The following is a 15,197-nucleotide window of genomic DNA, read 5'->3' on the forward strand; positions in this document are numbered from 1 at the left end:
GGGGCGGTCTCCGCGCGGCGCTCCGGTCCGGGTGCGGCTTCGGCAGCGCGCTCAGGCCGGTGTGCGGCCTCGGCGGGCCGCTCCGGCCCCGCCCCGGCCTCCGCGCGGCGCTCCGCACCCGAGGCCGCGCCCGGGTGGTGCTGCGGCTCGCTCATCGCGCCCACTTGACGATGGTGACCGTCGTGCCGCGGTCCACCTCCGTGTCCAGGAAGAACTCGTCGACCAGCCGACGCGCCCCGCTCAGCCCGAGGCCCAGACCGCCGCCGGAGGTCCAGCCGTCGGTCAGCGCCAGATCGGTGTCGGGGATACCGGGTCCGGAGTCCGCGAAGACCGCGGCGACCCCGCGCCGCCCGTGCCGCTCCACCAGACCGGCCCGCATCTCCCCGCCGCCGCCGTACACCAGGGTGTTGCGGGCGAGCTCGCTCGCGGCCGTGATGAATTTCGTCTGCTCCACCAGGGACAGCCCGCACTGCTGCGCGAAGGTGCGGACCTGCTGCCGGGAGCGGACGACGTCGTCGTTCTGGGTGATCGGCTGCGTCTGCGGCGGGGCCTCCGGGGCCCAGGGCACGGTCATGTCAGTTCCGCACCGGTCGCGGAGCGGCGCAGCAGCGCGAGTCCCTTCTCCAGGTCGAGCGCCGTCCGCACACCGCCCAGGGAGAGGCCCAGCTCGACGAGGGTGATGGCCACGGCCGGACGCATGCCCACCACGACGGTCTCGGCGTCCAGCAGGCGCGATATGGAGGCGATCGTGGCCAGCATGCGGCCGACGAAGGAGTCGACGATCTCGACCGCCGTGATGTCGATGACGACCCCGCGCGCCGACCGGGCGACGATCTGGTCGGCCAGGTCCTCCTGGAGGTCCAGCACCGTCTGGTCCTCCAGGTCCACCTGGATCGAGACCAGCAGGATGTCGCCGATCCGCAGGACCGGTACGCGCTCGGTCATCGGCCGCCGTCCTGGCGGGTGACGAGGTCGACGCCGGACCGGCGCAGCGCGTGCTGGAGGGCGTCGGCGAGGGACGCCTTGGTCACGATGTCGCCGAACTCGATGCCCAGGGCCACGATGGTCTGCGCGATCTGCGGGCGGATGCCGGAGATCGTGCACTCCGCGCCCATCAGCCGCGCCGCCACGACCGTCTTGAGCAGGTGCTGGGCGACCTGCGTGTCGACGGCGGGGACCCCGGTGATGTCGATGATGGCCTGCTCGGAGCCGGTGTCCACCAGCGCCTGCAGCAGCTTCTCCATCACGACCTGGGTGCGCGCCGAGTCCAGGGTGCCCACCAGCGGCACGGCGATGACCCCGTCCCAGAGCTTGACCACGGGGGTCGACAGCTCCATCAGCTGGGACGCCTGCGAGCTGATGATCTGCTCGCGGGTACGGGTGTACGCCTCGATCGTGAGCAGCGCCAGATCGTCCAGGATCCGGGCCAGCCGCAGGTACGCGGTGGTGTCCTCGGCGGAACCGTTGCGCAGCGCGGGCTCCAGCGCCTGCTTGAGCGCCAGCACGCTGATCGCCGTCTCGCTGGGGGTGAAACCCTGCCGGGCGCGGTTGCGCGACAGCTCGGTCAGCAGCGCCCGCACCTCGGAGAAGCCGTCGCCGCGGGCGTCCTCGTCCCCCGCCCGCAGTCCGTCCACGAGCGCGCCGTACAGCTCACGCAGCTCGCGGTCGACCTCGGCCTTGCTGATGCGGCCCTGGAGCGATCTGCTGACGCCGTCGATCCACTCCGCGGTCACCCGCTCCTGGTCGATGGAGAGCAACTCCACCGGACCCGCCGGGCCATCCTGCTGTACCACGTCACGCCCCTTTACCTCTTAAAAGTCATCATCGGGCAACTTCGGGAAGCGTACGGCAAGGCCCCCGCCGCGCAGAGCGGGCAGGGGCCGGTGACGGGTGCGGCAGGAGGGGCGGCCGACGGCGGGGCGGCCGCCGGGCCGGACGGGCGGCGCGTACGCGACCCGCGCCGACGGACCGTACGCCGCCCGCGCTCCCGCCCGGTCCGCTCAGTCCGCCTGCGGCGGCTGGTGCGCGGCCTGGCGGGCGGCGAGCGAACCGTTGAACCGGGTGAGCAGGGCGCAGAACGTGTCCCGCTCCTCCTCGCTCCAGCCGTCCGTCACCCGGGACATCAGCTCCCGCCGCGAGGCCCGCACCTCGTTCAGCCGGGCCTGCCCGCGCGGCGACAGCTGGAGCACCACGGCCCGGCCGTCCTCCGGGTGCGAGGTGCGCTTGACCAGCCCGGTGTCGACGAGCGGCGCGACCTGCCGGGTCACCGTCGAGGAGTCGATGCCCATCCCGGCCGCCAGCGCCTTGACGCCCATCGGGCCCTCCCGGTCGAGCCGGTTCAGCAGCAGGTACGCGGCCCGGTCCATCGAGTTGCGCACCTGGCCGACCCCGCCGAGGCGGGTCTGCTCGGCACGGCGGGCGAAGACCGCCACCTGGTGCTGGAGCGCGTCCAACAGGCCCTCGGGGCCCGGGTGTTCGGGGACGGCGCCCCCGGAAGGAGACGCAGCAGTCGTCATGTCCTGTGGGGGCATGGCCGGGGGCTCTCTTCGTACGGAGTCGGATGGGTGGGGGACAGAGTACGCGGCCCCGGGGCAACGCGTACCAGTGCCGCACAAACCTGCGGACATCGCCGCAGGCCGCCATGGACAAGTCCGCCGCGCCCCCTCGGAGCTGCAAGACTTGCGGTCATGAGCTTCCGCACGACCGCCCGACACCCGGCCCTGATCCTCGACGACGTCAGGGGCGCGCAGAAGATGCTGGCCGGGGTGGCGCGGACGACCGCCCTGGAGGGCAGCCGCCACCTCAGCGAGCTGGTCGGCGCCCCGGTCCACCTCAAGTGCGAGAACCTCCAGCGCACCGGTTCCTTCAAACTGCGCGGCGCCTACGTGCGGATCTCCGGCCTGACCCCCGTGGAGCGGGCCGCCGGGGTCGTCGCGGCCAGCGCCGGCAACCACGCCCAGGGCGTCGCGCTCGCCTCCTCCCTCCTCGGCGTGCGCTCGACCGTCTTCATGCCCGTCGGAGCGCCGCTGCCCAAGGTCGCCGCCACCCGGGAGTACGGCGCCCAGGTGCGGCTGCGCGGCCAGGTCGTCGACGAGACGCTGGAGGCGGCCCAGCGGTACGCGGAGGAAACCGGCGCGGTCTTCATCCACCCCTTCGACCACCCCGACATCATCGCCGGGCAGGGCACCGTCGGGCTGGAGATCCTGGAGCAGTGCCCCGAGGTCCGCACGATCGTCGTCGGCATCGGGGGCGGCGGGTTCGCCGCGGGCGTCGCCGTCGCGGTGAAGGCGCTGCGCCCCGACGTGCGGATCGTCGGCGTCCAGGCCGAGGGCGCCGCCTGCTACCCGCCCTCGCTGGCCGCCGGCCACCCCGTCGCGATCGACGACCCGGCCACGATGGCCGACGGCATCAAGGTGGGCCGGCCCGGCGACGTACCGTTTCCGCTGATCGAGGAGCTGGTCGACGAGGTCCGTACGGTCACCGAGGACGAGCTCTCCAGCGCGCTGCTGCTCTGCCTGGAACGGGCCAAGCTGGTCGTCGAACCGGCCGGCGCCAGCCCGGTGGCCGCGCTGCTGAGCGACCCGAAGGCGTTCCGGGGCCCGGTGGTGGCGGTGCTGTCCGGCGGCAACGTCGACCCCCTGCTGATGCAGCGCATCCTGCGCCACGGCATGTCCGCCGCCGGCCGCCACCTCAGCCTGCGGCTGCGGCTCACCGACCGCCCGGGGGCGCTGGCCGCCCTGCTGGCCACGCTGACCGTCGCCGACGCCAACGTCCTCGACATCAGCCACGTGCGCACCGACCCGCGCCTCGGACTGACCGAGGCGGAGGTCGACCTGCGGCTGGAGACGAAGGGCCCGCAGCACTGCGCGGACGTCGAGGCGGCGCTGCGCGAGGCGGGCTACCGGGTGATCGGCTGAGAGTCGCCGCGCGGGGGCGGCCGGGCGGTCGAGGGTGCGGGGCGGGGCGGGCGCCGGGTGGTCAAGGGTGCAGGGCGAGGCGGGCGGCCGGGTGGTCAAGGGTGCCGGGCGGTCGAGGGTGCGGGGCGGGGCGGGCACCGGGTGGTCGGCCGGAGGAGCGCCGTGCGGTGCCGCCTGCCGGGCCACCGCCCGAAGGCTGTTTCGCGCCGCGTGGCCGGATGCCGTTAATTCGGCGCGCGATCGCGCCCCGTAAATCCTAGGATCGCCGAGTAGGCCCGTACGGGCACCAGACCCGTACGGGCGCGGTCATCTCAAGAGCGACGGGGGAGTCCCTCCATGCCAGGTGCGATCCACGCCGAGGGTCTGGTGAAGACCTTCGGTGACGTACGAGCCCTGGACGGCGTCGATCTCGACGTCCCCGAGGGCACCGTCCTCGGGCTGCTCGGCCCCAACGGCGCGGGCAAGACCACCGCCGTACGGGTGCTGACCACGCTGCTGCGCCCGGACAGCGGCACGGCGGTCGTGGCCGGGATCGACGTACTGAAGAAGCCCAACGAGGTACGCCGCTCGATCGGGCTCTCCGGCCAGTTCGCCGCGGTCGACGAATATCTGACCGGCCGCGAGAACCTCCAGATGGTCGGGCAGCTCTACCAGCTCAGCGCCCGGGACGCGAAGGCCCGCGCGGCCGTCCTGCTGGACCGGTTCAACCTCGGCGACGCCGCCGACCGCCCCGCCAAGACGTACTCCGGCGGCATGCGGCGCCGGCTCGACCTCGCGGCGGCGCTCGTCGTGTCGCCGCCCGTGATGTTCATGGACGAGCCGACGACCGGGCTCGACCCGCGCAACCGGCAGCAGCTCTGGGACGTCATCGAGGACCTGGTCGCGGGCGGCACGACCCTGCTGCTGACCACCCAGTACCTGGAGGAGGCCGACCACCTCGCGAACGACATCTGCGTCATCGACCACGGCCGGGTCATCGCCCGCGGCACCTCCGACGAGCTGAAGGCCCGCACCGGGGGCGAGCGCGTCGAGGTCGTCGTGCACAGCCCGGAGGAGATCGAGCGCGCCAGGTCCGTACTGGCCGCCCTCGGCAAGGGCGAGGTCACCGTCGTCCAGCTCACCCGCAAACTGACCGTCCCGGTCAGCGGCGGCGCCAAGCTGCTCGCCGAGATCATCCGCGACCTCGACGCCCGGGGCGTGGAGATCGACGACATCGCGCTGCGCAGGCCCACTCTCGACGACGTCTTCCTCTCCCTCACCGGCCACGCGGCCGAGGGCGGGAGGGACGGGGACGAGGAGTCCGGGGGCCGAGCCGAAACGGAACGTTCCCAAGGCCCTCGCGGAGCCCGCGCCAAGGAGGAGAACCGGTGAGCGCCATCGCCAAGGACAGCCCCACGCTGGCCCCCCGCCCCTCGGGGGGCCTCACGCAGTCGGTGAAGGACTCGCTGGTCGTCGCCAAGCGGAATCTGATCCGCATGACCCGCATTCCGGAGATGATCCTTTTCGGAGTCATCCAGCCGGTGATGTTCGTGGTGCTCTTCACCTACGTCTTCGGCGGATCCATCTCCATCGGCGGCTCCACCGACCCGCAGCGGTACAAGGAGTTCCTGATGGCGGGCATCTTCGCCCAGACCGTCACCTTCGCCACGGCGGGCGCCGGCGCGGGCATCGCCGACGACATGCACAAGGGGCTCATCGACCGCTTCCGGTCGCTGCCCATGGCCCGGGGCGCGGTCCTCACCGGCCGCACGCTCGCCGACCTCGTCCAGACCACGCTGACCCTCGTCGTCCTCGCCGGGGTGGCCCTGCTGGTCGGCTGGCGCACGCACGAGAACATCGGCAAGGTCCTCTGCGGCTTCCTGCTGCTGCTCTTCCTCGGCTACGCCTTCTCCTGGATCGGCGCGCTGATCGGCCTGTCCGTGCGCACCCCGGAGGCGGCGACCTCCGGCGGGCTGATCTGGCTCTTCCCGCTGACGTTCATCTCGAACGCCTTCGTCCCGGTCAACGGCATGCCGACGTTCCTCCAGCACGTCGCCGAGTGGAACCCGTTCAGCGCCACGGTCGCGGGCGCCCGCGAACTGTTCGGGAACACGATGCCGGGCGTCCCGAAGACCGTGACGGGCGCCTGGCCGATGGAGCACCCGATCATCGCCTCGCTCCTCTGGTCCGCGCTGATCATCGTGGTCTTCCGCACCCTCGCGGTCCGCAAGTACCGCTCGGCCACCGCCTGAGACAGTCGGCCGGCCACGGCCCGCCGACAGCATGAGAGAACGACGCGGGAGCCCCGGCCTGTCCGAAGGCCGGGGCTCCCGCGTCGTCGTGTGCCGCGTGGCGCGGCGGGCCGGGTCAGCCGGTGTAGGGCTTCGCCGCCAGGATCTTCACCGTGGCGGTCTTGCCGTTCGGCAGCTCGTAGTCCGCGTCGTCGCCGGTCCGCTTGCCGTTGACGCCGAGGCCCAGCGGGGACTGCGGGGAGTACGTCTCGATGTCCGCGCTCGCGTACTCGCGGGAGGCGAGCAGGAAGGTGAGCGTGTCGTCCTCGTCGCCGTCGAAGGCGATGGTGACGACCATGCCGGGCTCGACGACGCCGTCGTCGGCCGGGGCCTCGCCGACCTTCGCGTGCTCCAGGAGCTGGGTGAGCTGCCGCACGCGCAGCTCCATCTTGCCCTGCTCCTCCTTGGCCGCGTGGTACCCGCCGTTCTCCCGGAGGTCACCCTCCTCACGGGCCGCCGCGATCTTGACGGCGATCTCCGTGCGCGCGGGACCAGACAGGTACTCCAGCTCGGCCTTGAGCTGGTTGTACGCCTCCTGCGTGAGCCAGGTGACGTTTTCGCTGGTCTGGGTCACAGGTGCTCCTCGTCGGTACTGGGAATACAAAGGATCGCCCTACCCGGAAACATCTGCTTCGCCGGGTGGGCGAAACCACGAGCCTAACAATTCCGCAGGAAAAGGGGGAGAAGGTAAACCGTCACACCCGCAGGTCGGCCACCCCGCCCCGTATCACCGCAGGTCACAGGGGGTGCCTCAGCGCCGTCGGCCCTGCGGGCCGTCAGCGGTGGCGCGGGGGGTCAGCCCTTCGGGCCGTCGTCCGCCGTGCAGCCCATCGGCTCGACGGCGGTCGCCCGGGACCGGGTCACCACGGTCACGATCTCGTCGACGCGGTCCTCGGCCCGGTCGAACCGGACCTCCTTGCGGCCCACCTCCGAGCCGTCCTCACTGAGCGCCCGCACCACGCAGTAGCCGTGGCCGTCCCGGTCCTTGCGGACCTCCAGATGGACGTCGGCCCGGGTGTCGGAGACCACCTTGAACTTGATCATCTCGGCGCTGATGCCCTGGCCGCCCACGTAGTCGTAGCCGATCCACCCGATCACGCCGAGCAGGGCCGCTCCCAGGACCGATCCGACGATCTTCAGCTTGCGGTCCGCACGCTGATCCTCGGTCCGGCCGTAGCGCCCCTCGGGCACGGCCTGGCGAACCGTCGTCATGATCGTTCCCTTCGGACCCGGCATCGAGGAATTTTCCGGCCCCTCGTTCAGTCACTATAGAAGCCGCCCGTCCGTCACCCGATCGCACCCCGCACCGGTGCGGAGCGGGCCGGCCCCTCTCCGACGGAGGCGGCGGAGTCACCTCCGTACCTCCGACGGCCTCCGAGGACCGTTCGACCGGAGCGACCAGCGACCAATGACTGAGGATCGAGCCTTGACTGAGCAGCTGCGACTGATGGCCGTTCACGCCCACCCCGACGACGAGTCGAGCAAGGGCGCGGCCACCATGGCCAAGTACGTGTCCGAGGGGGTGGACGTGCTGGTCGTGACCTGCACGGGAGGCGAGCGCGGCTCCATCCTCAACCCGAAGCTCCAGGGCGACGCGTACATCGAGAAGAACATCCACGAGGTCCGCAAGAAGGAGATGGACGAGGCCCGGGAGATCCTGGGCGTCCAGCAGGAGTGGCTCGGCTTCGTCGACTCCGGGCTGCCCGAGGGCGACCCGCTGCCGCCGCTGCCCGAGGGCTGCTTCGCGCTGGAGGACCCGGAGCACGCGGCGGGGCGCCTGGTGGCGAAGATCCGCGCGTTCCGGCCGCAGGTCATCACCACGTACGACGAGAACGGCGGCTACCCGCACCCCGACCACATCATGACGCACACGATCTCGATGATCGCGTTCGACGGTGCGGCCGACGCGGAGCGGTTCCCCGAGGACGAGTTCGGCCCGGTCTGGACGCCGCGGAAGCTGTACTACAACCAGGGCTTCAACCGCCCGCGCACCGTCGCCCTGCACGAGGCGCTGCTCGCCCGCGGCATGGAGTCCCCGTACGGCGACTGGCTGAAGCGCTGGACGGAGTTCGAGCGCGTCGAGCGCACCCTGACCACGCACATCCCCTGCGACGACTTCTTCGAGATCCGCGACAAGGCGCTGATCGCGCACGCCACGCAGATCGACCCCGAGGGCGGCTGGTTCCGGGTCCCGATGGACGTCCAGCGCGAGGTCTGGCCGACCGAGGAGTACGAGCTGGCGAAGTCTCTGGTCGATACCTCCCTCCCCGAGAGCGACCTCTTCGCGGGCATCCGCGACAATGCCTGATATGTACGCGACCCAGGCACTGACGCACCTCGTCCCGCTCGCCGCCGAAGAGCTCGACAAGAACAAGGTCACCCCCGGCGTCCTCGGCTTCCTCGTCTTCGCCGCGCTCGCCGTGGGCGTGTGGGCCCTGATGAAGTCCATGAACCGGCACATGGGCCGGGTGAACTTCGAGGAGGCCCCGGACCCGGACGCGAAGCCGGCCGAGTCCGAGGCAACGGCCTCCCCCCGGAAGTAGCCGCCCCGCCGCCCGCCGCCCCGCACGGGAGGCAGGGCGGCGACGGACGGGACCACGGCGTCCGGCCCCGCCGCCGGACGCCGGTTCGGCCGTGGGGCGGCGGGGCGCCGGTGTTCTTGTACGGGCGCGGGCGCCGGCCGCCCGATGCCCGCGCACCACCGGTCGCCGCCTCACCGCCTCACGGCTGCACCGCCTCCAGCGGGACGCCCATGATGTGGCCCGCGCTGGGGGTCGGGGTCAGCCCGAGCCGCCACGCCTGCCAGCCGTCCTCCAGGTCCACGCCCCGCTCCAGGGCCACCGCGAGCGCCGCCGCCGACTGCTCCAGCTTCACGTCCCGCGCCGGATGCCGGGCCTCGATCAGCTCGGCCAGCTCCTGCTGCGCGACCACCGTGCCCACCTCGCTGCCCCCGGGAGAGGCGTACGGCAGCAGCGTGCAGCGCAGGAACCGGGCCCAGTCGCCGCCCCGCGCGTCCCCGTACGAGGCGAACAGCCCCGCCGCCTCCTCGCACAGCTCCAGCGCCTGCGCCGCCCGCCCGTTGCCCGCGTCGATCAGCGCCAGCTCCACGCACGCCCACGCCTCCCCGTACGGCACCTTGATCCGCCGGAAATCGGCCCGCGCGTCCATCAGCAACTGCCGGGCGAACCCCGAATTGCGCAGGTTGCCCGTCTGCGCGGCCCGCTGGTCCCGGGTCACCCGGCCCGAATGGTGCCGGGCGCACGCCAGCCCGTACACGTCCCGCATCCGGGAGAACATCGTGCGGGCCCGCTCCAGCTCGCGCACCGCCTGATCGGTGTCCCCGTCCTCCTCCAACGCCTGGCCGAGGTAGTACAGGGTCCACGCCTCGCCGCGCGCGTCCTCGTTGTCCCGATGCCGTGCCAGAGCCTCCCGCAACCCCTCCAGGGCGGCCGCCGGGTCACCGTCCAGCAGCCGGGCCCGAGCAAGCTGGGTCATCGCCCACGCCTCGCCGCGCCCGTCACGGGTCCGCCCGTACAGCTCCAGGGCGGTGCCCAGCGCCTCCTCCGCCAGGGCGACCTCGCCCGTCCGCAGCCGCACCTGCCCGAGCTGGAACTGCGTCCACGCCTCCCCGTGCAGCGACTCGCCCTCCCGGTGCAGCCGCAGCGCGTCGGCCAGCAGCGCCAGCGCCCTCCGCAGATCGCCCCGGTCCCGCTCCACGGCGGCCAGCGCGTGCAGCGACCACGCCCGGTCCTCGGCCTGCGCCTCGGACGACTGGAGCGCCAGCGCCTCTTCGAGCCGGGCCGCCGCCTCGGTCAGATTGCCCTGGTGGTGCAGGGTGATGCCGAGCGAACAGAGGGCCAGCGCCTCGCCCGCGTCGTTCTGCGCCTCGTGGTACAGCCCGACGACGGAGGAGAGCGTGGTGCGGGCCTTGTCCAGCTCACCGAGCTGCCGGGCCGCGATCCCCGTACGCCACTGCACCGAGCGCTCCAGCAGCCCCTGGTCCACGGCCTGGGTCAGCTCGCTGATCTCGCCCAGGCGGTACAGGTCGCCGCGCAGCAGGCAGTAGTCGCACAGCGCGCCCAGCAGATGCAGCACGGTGGCCTGGTCGACGCCCTCCGCGTGCCGCAGCGCGGACGTGATGAAGCTCGACTCGTCGTCCAGCCAGCGCAGCGCCGAGTCCAGCGACCCGAAACCGTGCGAGCCGAACTGGCCCGCGCGGGTCGACATCTTCCCGTCGACCATCCGGATCACCGCGTCCGCCAGCTCCGCGTAGTTCGTCAGCAGGCGCTCCTGCGCCGCCGTCCGCTCGGCCGCCTCCTCCTCGTCCAGCAGCCGGGCCAGCGCGAACGCCCGCACCAGGTCGTGCAGCCGGAAGCGCGATCCCCGTACGCGGGTGAGCAGCCCGGCGCGCGCCAGCACGGTCAGCAGCCGGTCCGCCTCCTGCTCGTCCGTCGCCAGCAGCGAGGCCGCCGCCGCGGCGCCGAGACTGGCCCGGCCCGCGAGCGCGAGGCGGCGCAGCAGCCGGCGGGCCTGGTCGCCCTGGTCGGCGTACCGCAGCCACAGTGCCCGCTCGACCGCGCCCACCGGGCCGTACGCGCCCAGATCCTCCGCCAGCGTGTGGCGGCTACGGGCCCCCAGGGCCGACCCGGCCACCCGCAGCGCCAGCGGCAGCCCGCCGCACAGCTCGACGATCGCCTCCGTCGACGGGTAGTCGTACGGTCCGCTCTCCTGCTCCTCGGCGACCTCGCGCAGCAGCTCCTCCGCGCCCGCCGCGTCCAGCGGTCCCACCGGGAGCTGGTGCACCCAGGCCGCCAGGTCCTCGGGCAGCTCCAGCGGTTCCCGGGCGGTGACGATCACCAGGCTGTCCGACCGCTCCGGCACCAGCGTGCGCACCTGCTCGGCATCCGTCGCGTCGTCGAGCACGACGGTGACCGGGGTCCCCGTGAGGTGCTGGTGGTACAGCTCGCCGAGCCGCCGCACCTGCTGCTCCGCCGACGCCCCTTCCCGGAACAGGAGTTGCTCGCGCGGCGCGCCCAGACGGTTCAGCAGATGCAGCAGCGCGTCCCGGGTCGGCAGCGGGCTCTCCCCGGCCACCTGGCCGCGCAGATCGACCACGCACGCGCCCCGGAACTGGTCCTTGAGCGTGTGCGCCGCCCGCACCGCGAGCGATGTCCGCCCCGACCCGGGCTCGCCGTGCAGCACGACGACGGTCGGCCGGGTCTCCGTGGAGGCACGGGCGGCGTGCACCCACTGGGCGATCTGGGCCAGTTCGGTACGCCGCCCCGTGAACGCGCCCTCCACCTGCGGGAGATGGCCGAAGGACTGCTCCAGCACCACCCGGGTGCGGGCCGCCGCGCTGCGGTCGCCGCCGCGCAACTGCCTTACGACGGGGGCGCTCTGCTTCTTCGGGGTGCGGGACGCCGGCGTCAGCATCCGCTGCTGGTCCAGGTACGGGCGGATGCCCCGTACCTCCAGAGCGGTCAGCCACTGGAGCCTCAACTGCTCGGCCCCGCCCGGCTGTCCGGCCGCGGCGGCGCGGCGGTGGGCTGCGGGCCAGTGCGAGGCGGTCACCTTCGCGACCGTCGTCGCCGTACCGGCCACCGCGACGACCGCGCCCGCGCCGAACGCCAGCCCGGTGTTCGCGCCGAGCGCCAGGTCCGCGCCGATCGCGGCGGCGGCCGCGACGCCCGTCACCAGCAGGGGTGTTCCGAGCGTCGCCCTGCTGAAGCGCTCTGCCAGCGGACGGTCGCCCGCGGCCACCGAGTCCAGCGCCCGCGTGTACGCGGCGTACTCCTCGGCCGCGCCCGCCGCCATGGTGTCGAGCGCCGCGCGGGCCCGCGACATCAGCGCCCCGAAGTCGGTCCGCCCGCCGGTGCGCCGCGCCTCCTCCTCCACCGCCCGTACCAACAGCCTCTCGGCATCCGCCCGATGGCTGTCCCGCATATGCGTCCCCCTCCGAGAGCCGCGCCCCGGACCTCGGTCCCCGGAACGCCCGTCGTCACACGTCGGCGTCAAGTGTCCTGCGTAGCACGCTCCGACGCGAGGGGCACAGGGCAACGGGCAGGTCAAGGACCCGTCCGAGCCGCCTGCCGGGCAGGCCGAGCCCCAGGCCGGACGCCCTTCCGGAGGCGGGTCAGGCCGCCCTTCGGGCTGCGGCCAGAGATCCCTTGGACTGTGCCACGACGAGCAGGAGCGGCACGAAGAAGACCGTGGTCAGGGCGATGGCGGACGAGCGGGGCGGAGGCCGCGACTCCGCCCGTACGGTGGGTGAGCATCGCCGCCCGGGCCGGTAGCCCGCGGCACGTCAGACTGTCTCGATCTCGCTCCCTGCCGCCCGGGCCTCGGCGAAGCCCGGGGCATGGCTGCGTCGGAGAGCGGGGCCGGGCTGCGTCGGAGGGCGGGCCGGCCCGGCGGAGTGGCGGTCGGGGGTCGGCGGACGGACGCCTGACCGCACCGAATGCGACGGTTGGCGCCCCACCAGGCGGGCACGACCACGCACGCGACGATGCCGGCCCCGCACGCTCACATCTGGGGGACGGCCGGGGCCTCCTCGACGGGGTCGGCCTGCAGCAGGTCGTACAGCGTGTCGGCCGCCGGCAGGTCGGAGGTGCGACTGGTCAGCTCCTCGGGGGCGGTCATGGCGGTGCCGGCGGCGAAGGCGTCGGCGAAGAGTGCGGTCGCGATGAGCTTCTTCACGGTGTCCGTGTCCGTATCCGTCGTGACGGTGGCGGTGGCCACGTCGGGGGTCGGGGCGCACCACCGCCGAGCGTTCCCGCGACGCTTGAGCAGATACGTTCCTGCGAAGCGCGGGGAGCGCCCGGACGGGCGGCGGCCGATGGCGATCGACAGCGGTCGATTCGAGAACTGCAGACTCCCCAACGACCCCACCCCCCACGAGCAACGCCCACTTCACTGACATCACCCGAACGAATCCCCCCCGCCGGGCGCCTGGAGGCGGGGCAGCCTCTTGCGGGGAGCGCACCCAGCTCGCCCAGCAGCTCGCCCGCCGGGTCGGGCTCACCTCCGCTTGAGCGGAGAGCGCCAGGCCCTGTCCGGTGGCGTACGCACTCCCAGCAGGTCCCTCAACTCCCGTTCATCAAGCGATACATGCCGATCGAGTCATGCCCAGCGGTGTCGGCAAAGCCGAACTTCTCGTAGAGGAAGCGCGCGGGGCCGTCCGCGATCAGCGAGACATAGGCGGTGGCGGGCGCCCGGCGCTCCAGTTCCTCGGTGAGCGCGGCCATGATGCGCTTGCCGAGACCGCGTCCGTGGTGTGCGGGGTGCACGCAGATGTCGACGATCTGGAAGGCGGTACCGCCGTCGCCGATGATCCGCCCCATACCGATGGGCTCGCCCTCGTGGCGGAGGATCACGCCGTACCACGTGTTGGGCAGGGCGATGGCGACTGCCTCGGGGGCCTTGTCCGAGAGGCCGGCGTCCGTGCGCAGGCGGCGGAAGACCTCGACGGAGGGAACGCCTTCACCCACCTCGTAAGGGTCATTGATTCTCTTCATGTATTACATGGTACGAGGTGCGGGTGGCCCCGACGGATCATGCGCGGAGCCGGAGCCGGAGCCGGAGCCGGAGCCGGAGCCGGAACCGGAGTCGGAGCGAGACGGTCACATGATCCGCCGGACAGGCCCTGGACAGCCGCCCGCTGCCCGTTCAGCCCTGGCGGATCGCCTTCGCCGGCACGGAGAGCACTCGCCCGTCGGCCCTCGGGTGACACGAAACGGCGGATCACCTTCGCTCGCGCGGAGAGCGCGGGACCCGGCGGTCATCGAGACGGCCCCGGAAAGAAGGGCGTCACGGTCAGACCCGCCGTACGGCGGGGGACCACACCCCGATCCCGGAACGGCTCGGACTCGATCCGATCCTGGACGGCTCTGATGCGATCGGCTGTCGAATGAGGACGCCACCACTGAGGAGTGAGCTCACCGCCGGACTTCTACGTGGCGACGGAATGACGTTCAATTCCTTCCCGAGGGCCCCACTCGGCCTGGAGACGGGCACCGACCCGCTGCCGGACGCCCGTCAGGGGAGGACTCCGAGGCTCCACTCCAGGACCGCTGCGGCACTGTGCATCTTCGCTTCGGCCTGGGTGAACGCGATCGAGCGCGGTCCGTCCAGTACCGCGGCGGTGACTTCGTCGCCCCGGTGTGCGGGCAGATCATGCATGAAGACCGCGTCCGGGCCGGCTTCCATGACGGCTTCGTCGATTCGGAAGGGAACGAATTCCTCGCGCCAGTCCGGAGAGTCCTTCGACGTGCCGGTGGTCTGCCACCGCGTCGTGTAGACGACGTCGGCGTTCCTCGGCATGTCGACGGTGTCGTGCTGCTCGATGATGGTGGAGCCGTGCTGTGCCGCGAGGTCCTTGGCCCGCACCAGGATCTCCGGATCGAGGGCGTAGCGCTTGGGAGTCCGCAGGTGCAATTCGGTGCCGGGGTAACGCGGAAGGGCGAGAGCCAGAGCGGCGGCGGTGTTGTTGCCTTCGCCCATGTAGAGCACCCGCCGCCCCGCCAGATCTCCGAAGTGTCCGGCCATGGCGGTCAGGTCGGCCAGCGCCTGCGTCGGATGCTCCTGTGCCGCCATGGCGTTCACCACCGCCATCCGGTCCTGGGAAGCCAGCGCGCGCAGTTCCTCCACGTCGCCCACCGTGCGCGCGACCAAGGCGTCCAGCATGCCGGCCAGCACCCGGCCGGTGTCCGCGGTGGTCTCGCCCGTGTTGACCTGGAGATCGTGCGGGCCGTAGGTGATGAGACGCGCGCCGAGTCGGAGGGCCGCGGAGGAGAACGCCGTGCGCGTACGCGTCGACGTCGCCCGGAAGTAGACGCCCACGACGGCGCCGTCCAGGGTCTTGTCCGACCACGCGCCGGAGGCGAACCGGGCCCCTCTGTCCACGAGCCGGTAGAGGTCGGTGTCCGGGATATCGGCCAACGAGATGAGGTGGTTACGGGCCATTGCGCGACTCCTGTGCATATCGGGCTTGGCAATGTAGAGGCGGTGTTTA

15 protein-coding genes are annotated in these 15,197 nt (G+C 72.4%); 5 read left to right on the plus strand and 10 right to left on the minus strand.

Going from position 1 to position 15,197, the window contains the following annotated elements; genetic code table 11:
- Nucleotides 1-151: 151 nt before the first annotated feature.
- The 4 genes from IF19_RS0129060 to IF19_RS0129075 all read right to left on the minus strand — a co-directional run bounded on the left by IF19_RS0129060 (nucleotide 152) and on the right by IF19_RS0129075 (nucleotide 2,531).
- Entirely contained in the window at nucleotides 152-574 is a 423-nt protein-coding gene (locus IF19_RS0129060) for an ATP-binding protein (protein WP_030115185.1), read from the minus strand.
- Nucleotides 571-945: an STAS domain-containing protein gene (locus IF19_RS0129065; RefSeq protein ID WP_030115186.1), complete on the minus strand. Its 375-nt coding sequence runs from the start codon at nucleotides 943-945 to the stop codon at nucleotides 571-573. Before IF19_RS0129065 ends, IF19_RS0129060 begins: the two co-directional genes overlap by 4 nt.
- Complete coding sequence (locus tag IF19_RS0129070) at nucleotides 942-1,793, minus strand: STAS domain-containing protein (RefSeq protein ID WP_030115187.1); 852 nt, start codon at nucleotides 1,791-1,793, stop codon at nucleotides 942-944. The genes IF19_RS0129065 and IF19_RS0129070 overlap by 4 nt, the downstream gene beginning before the upstream one ends.
- A 207-nt stretch (nucleotides 1,794-2,000) precedes the next feature.
- Complete coding sequence (locus IF19_RS0129075) at nucleotides 2,001-2,531, minus strand: MarR family winged helix-turn-helix transcriptional regulator (protein WP_030115188.1); 531 nt, start codon at nucleotides 2,529-2,531, stop codon at nucleotides 2,001-2,003.
- Nucleotides 2,532-2,687: 156 nt separating this feature from the next.
- Here IF19_RS0129075 and ilvA point away from each other — a divergent pair, with 156 nt between their 5' ends.
- The 3 genes from ilvA to IF19_RS0129090 all read left to right on the plus strand — a co-directional run bounded on the left by ilvA (nucleotide 2,688) and on the right by IF19_RS0129090 (nucleotide 6,148).
- Complete coding sequence (gene ilvA, locus IF19_RS0129080; protein ID WP_030120382.1) at nucleotides 2,688-3,917, plus strand: threonine ammonia-lyase; 1,230 nt, start codon at nucleotides 2,688-2,690, stop codon at nucleotides 3,915-3,917.
- Nucleotides 3,918-4,253: 336 nt separating this feature from the next.
- A complete protein-coding gene (locus IF19_RS0129085) occupies nucleotides 4,254-5,288 on the plus strand; it encodes a daunorubicin resistance protein DrrA family ABC transporter ATP-binding protein (protein WP_030115191.1) in 1,035 nt (344 codons plus the stop codon).
- Complete coding sequence (locus IF19_RS0129090; protein ID WP_030115192.1) at nucleotides 5,285-6,148, plus strand: ABC transporter permease; 864 nt, start codon at nucleotides 5,285-5,287, stop codon at nucleotides 6,146-6,148. The genes IF19_RS0129085 and IF19_RS0129090 overlap by 4 nt, the downstream gene beginning before the upstream one ends.
- A 115-nt stretch (nucleotides 6,149-6,263) precedes the next feature.
- On the opposite strand, the gene greA is transcribed toward IF19_RS0129090, so the two are convergent.
- Together greA and IF19_RS0129100 are read right to left on the minus strand one after the other, a co-directional pair.
- The gene (gene greA, locus IF19_RS0129095) at nucleotides 6,264-6,761 is read right to left on the minus strand and encodes a transcription elongation factor GreA (protein ID WP_030115193.1); all 498 of its coding nucleotides are present in this window, start codon (nucleotides 6,759-6,761) and stop codon (nucleotides 6,264-6,266) included.
- 221 nt (nucleotides 6,762-6,982) lie between these two features.
- Nucleotides 6,983-7,399, minus strand: a complete 417-nt coding sequence (locus IF19_RS0129100) for a DUF4307 domain-containing protein (protein ID WP_030115194.1) — start codon at nucleotides 7,397-7,399, stop codon at nucleotides 6,983-6,985.
- Between the two features lie 214 nt (nucleotides 7,400-7,613).
- Between IF19_RS0129100 and mca the strand changes: the two genes are divergently transcribed.
- Both mca and IF19_RS0129110 read left to right on the plus strand, forming a co-directional pair.
- Nucleotides 7,614-8,495: a mycothiol conjugate amidase Mca gene (gene mca / locus IF19_RS0129105; RefSeq protein WP_030727122.1), complete on the plus strand. Its 882-nt coding sequence runs from the start codon at nucleotides 7,614-7,616 to the stop codon at nucleotides 8,493-8,495.
- Nucleotide 8,496: 1 nt separating this feature from the next.
- A complete protein-coding gene (locus tag IF19_RS0129110; protein ID WP_030115196.1) occupies nucleotides 8,497-8,730 on the plus strand; it encodes a hypothetical protein in 234 nt (77 codons plus the stop codon).
- Nucleotides 8,731-8,908: 178 nt separating this feature from the next.
- On the opposite strand, the gene IF19_RS0129115 is transcribed toward IF19_RS0129110, so the two are convergent.
- The 4 genes from IF19_RS0129115 to IF19_RS0129135 all read right to left on the minus strand — a co-directional run bounded on the left by IF19_RS0129115 (nucleotide 8,909) and on the right by IF19_RS0129135 (nucleotide 15,148).
- On the minus strand, nucleotides 8,909-12,130 hold the full coding sequence (locus IF19_RS0129115) for a tetratricopeptide repeat protein (protein ID WP_030120381.1): 3,222 nt from the start codon (nucleotides 12,128-12,130) through the stop codon (nucleotides 8,909-8,911).
- A 579-nt stretch (nucleotides 12,131-12,709) separates the two neighbouring features.
- A complete protein-coding gene (locus IF19_RS1000000137480; RefSeq protein WP_128647605.1) occupies nucleotides 12,710-13,066 on the minus strand; it encodes a hypothetical protein in 357 nt (118 codons plus the stop codon).
- A gap of 203 nt (nucleotides 13,067-13,269) precedes the next feature.
- A complete protein-coding gene (locus IF19_RS0129125; RefSeq protein WP_030115200.1) occupies nucleotides 13,270-13,701 on the minus strand; it encodes a GNAT family N-acetyltransferase in 432 nt (143 codons plus the stop codon).
- Nucleotides 13,702-14,221: 520 nt separating this feature from the next.
- Nucleotides 14,222-15,148 (minus strand): ornithine carbamoyltransferase, encoded by a 927-nt coding sequence (locus tag IF19_RS0129135; RefSeq protein ID WP_030115201.1) that lies wholly within the window; start codon nucleotides 15,146-15,148, stop codon nucleotides 14,222-14,224.
- Nucleotides 15,149-15,197 lie beyond the last annotated feature (49 nt).

This window comes from Streptomyces californicus (assembly GCF_000717645.1).
GTDB lineage: Bacteria > Actinomycetota > Actinomycetes > Streptomycetales > Streptomycetaceae > Streptomyces > Streptomyces californicus.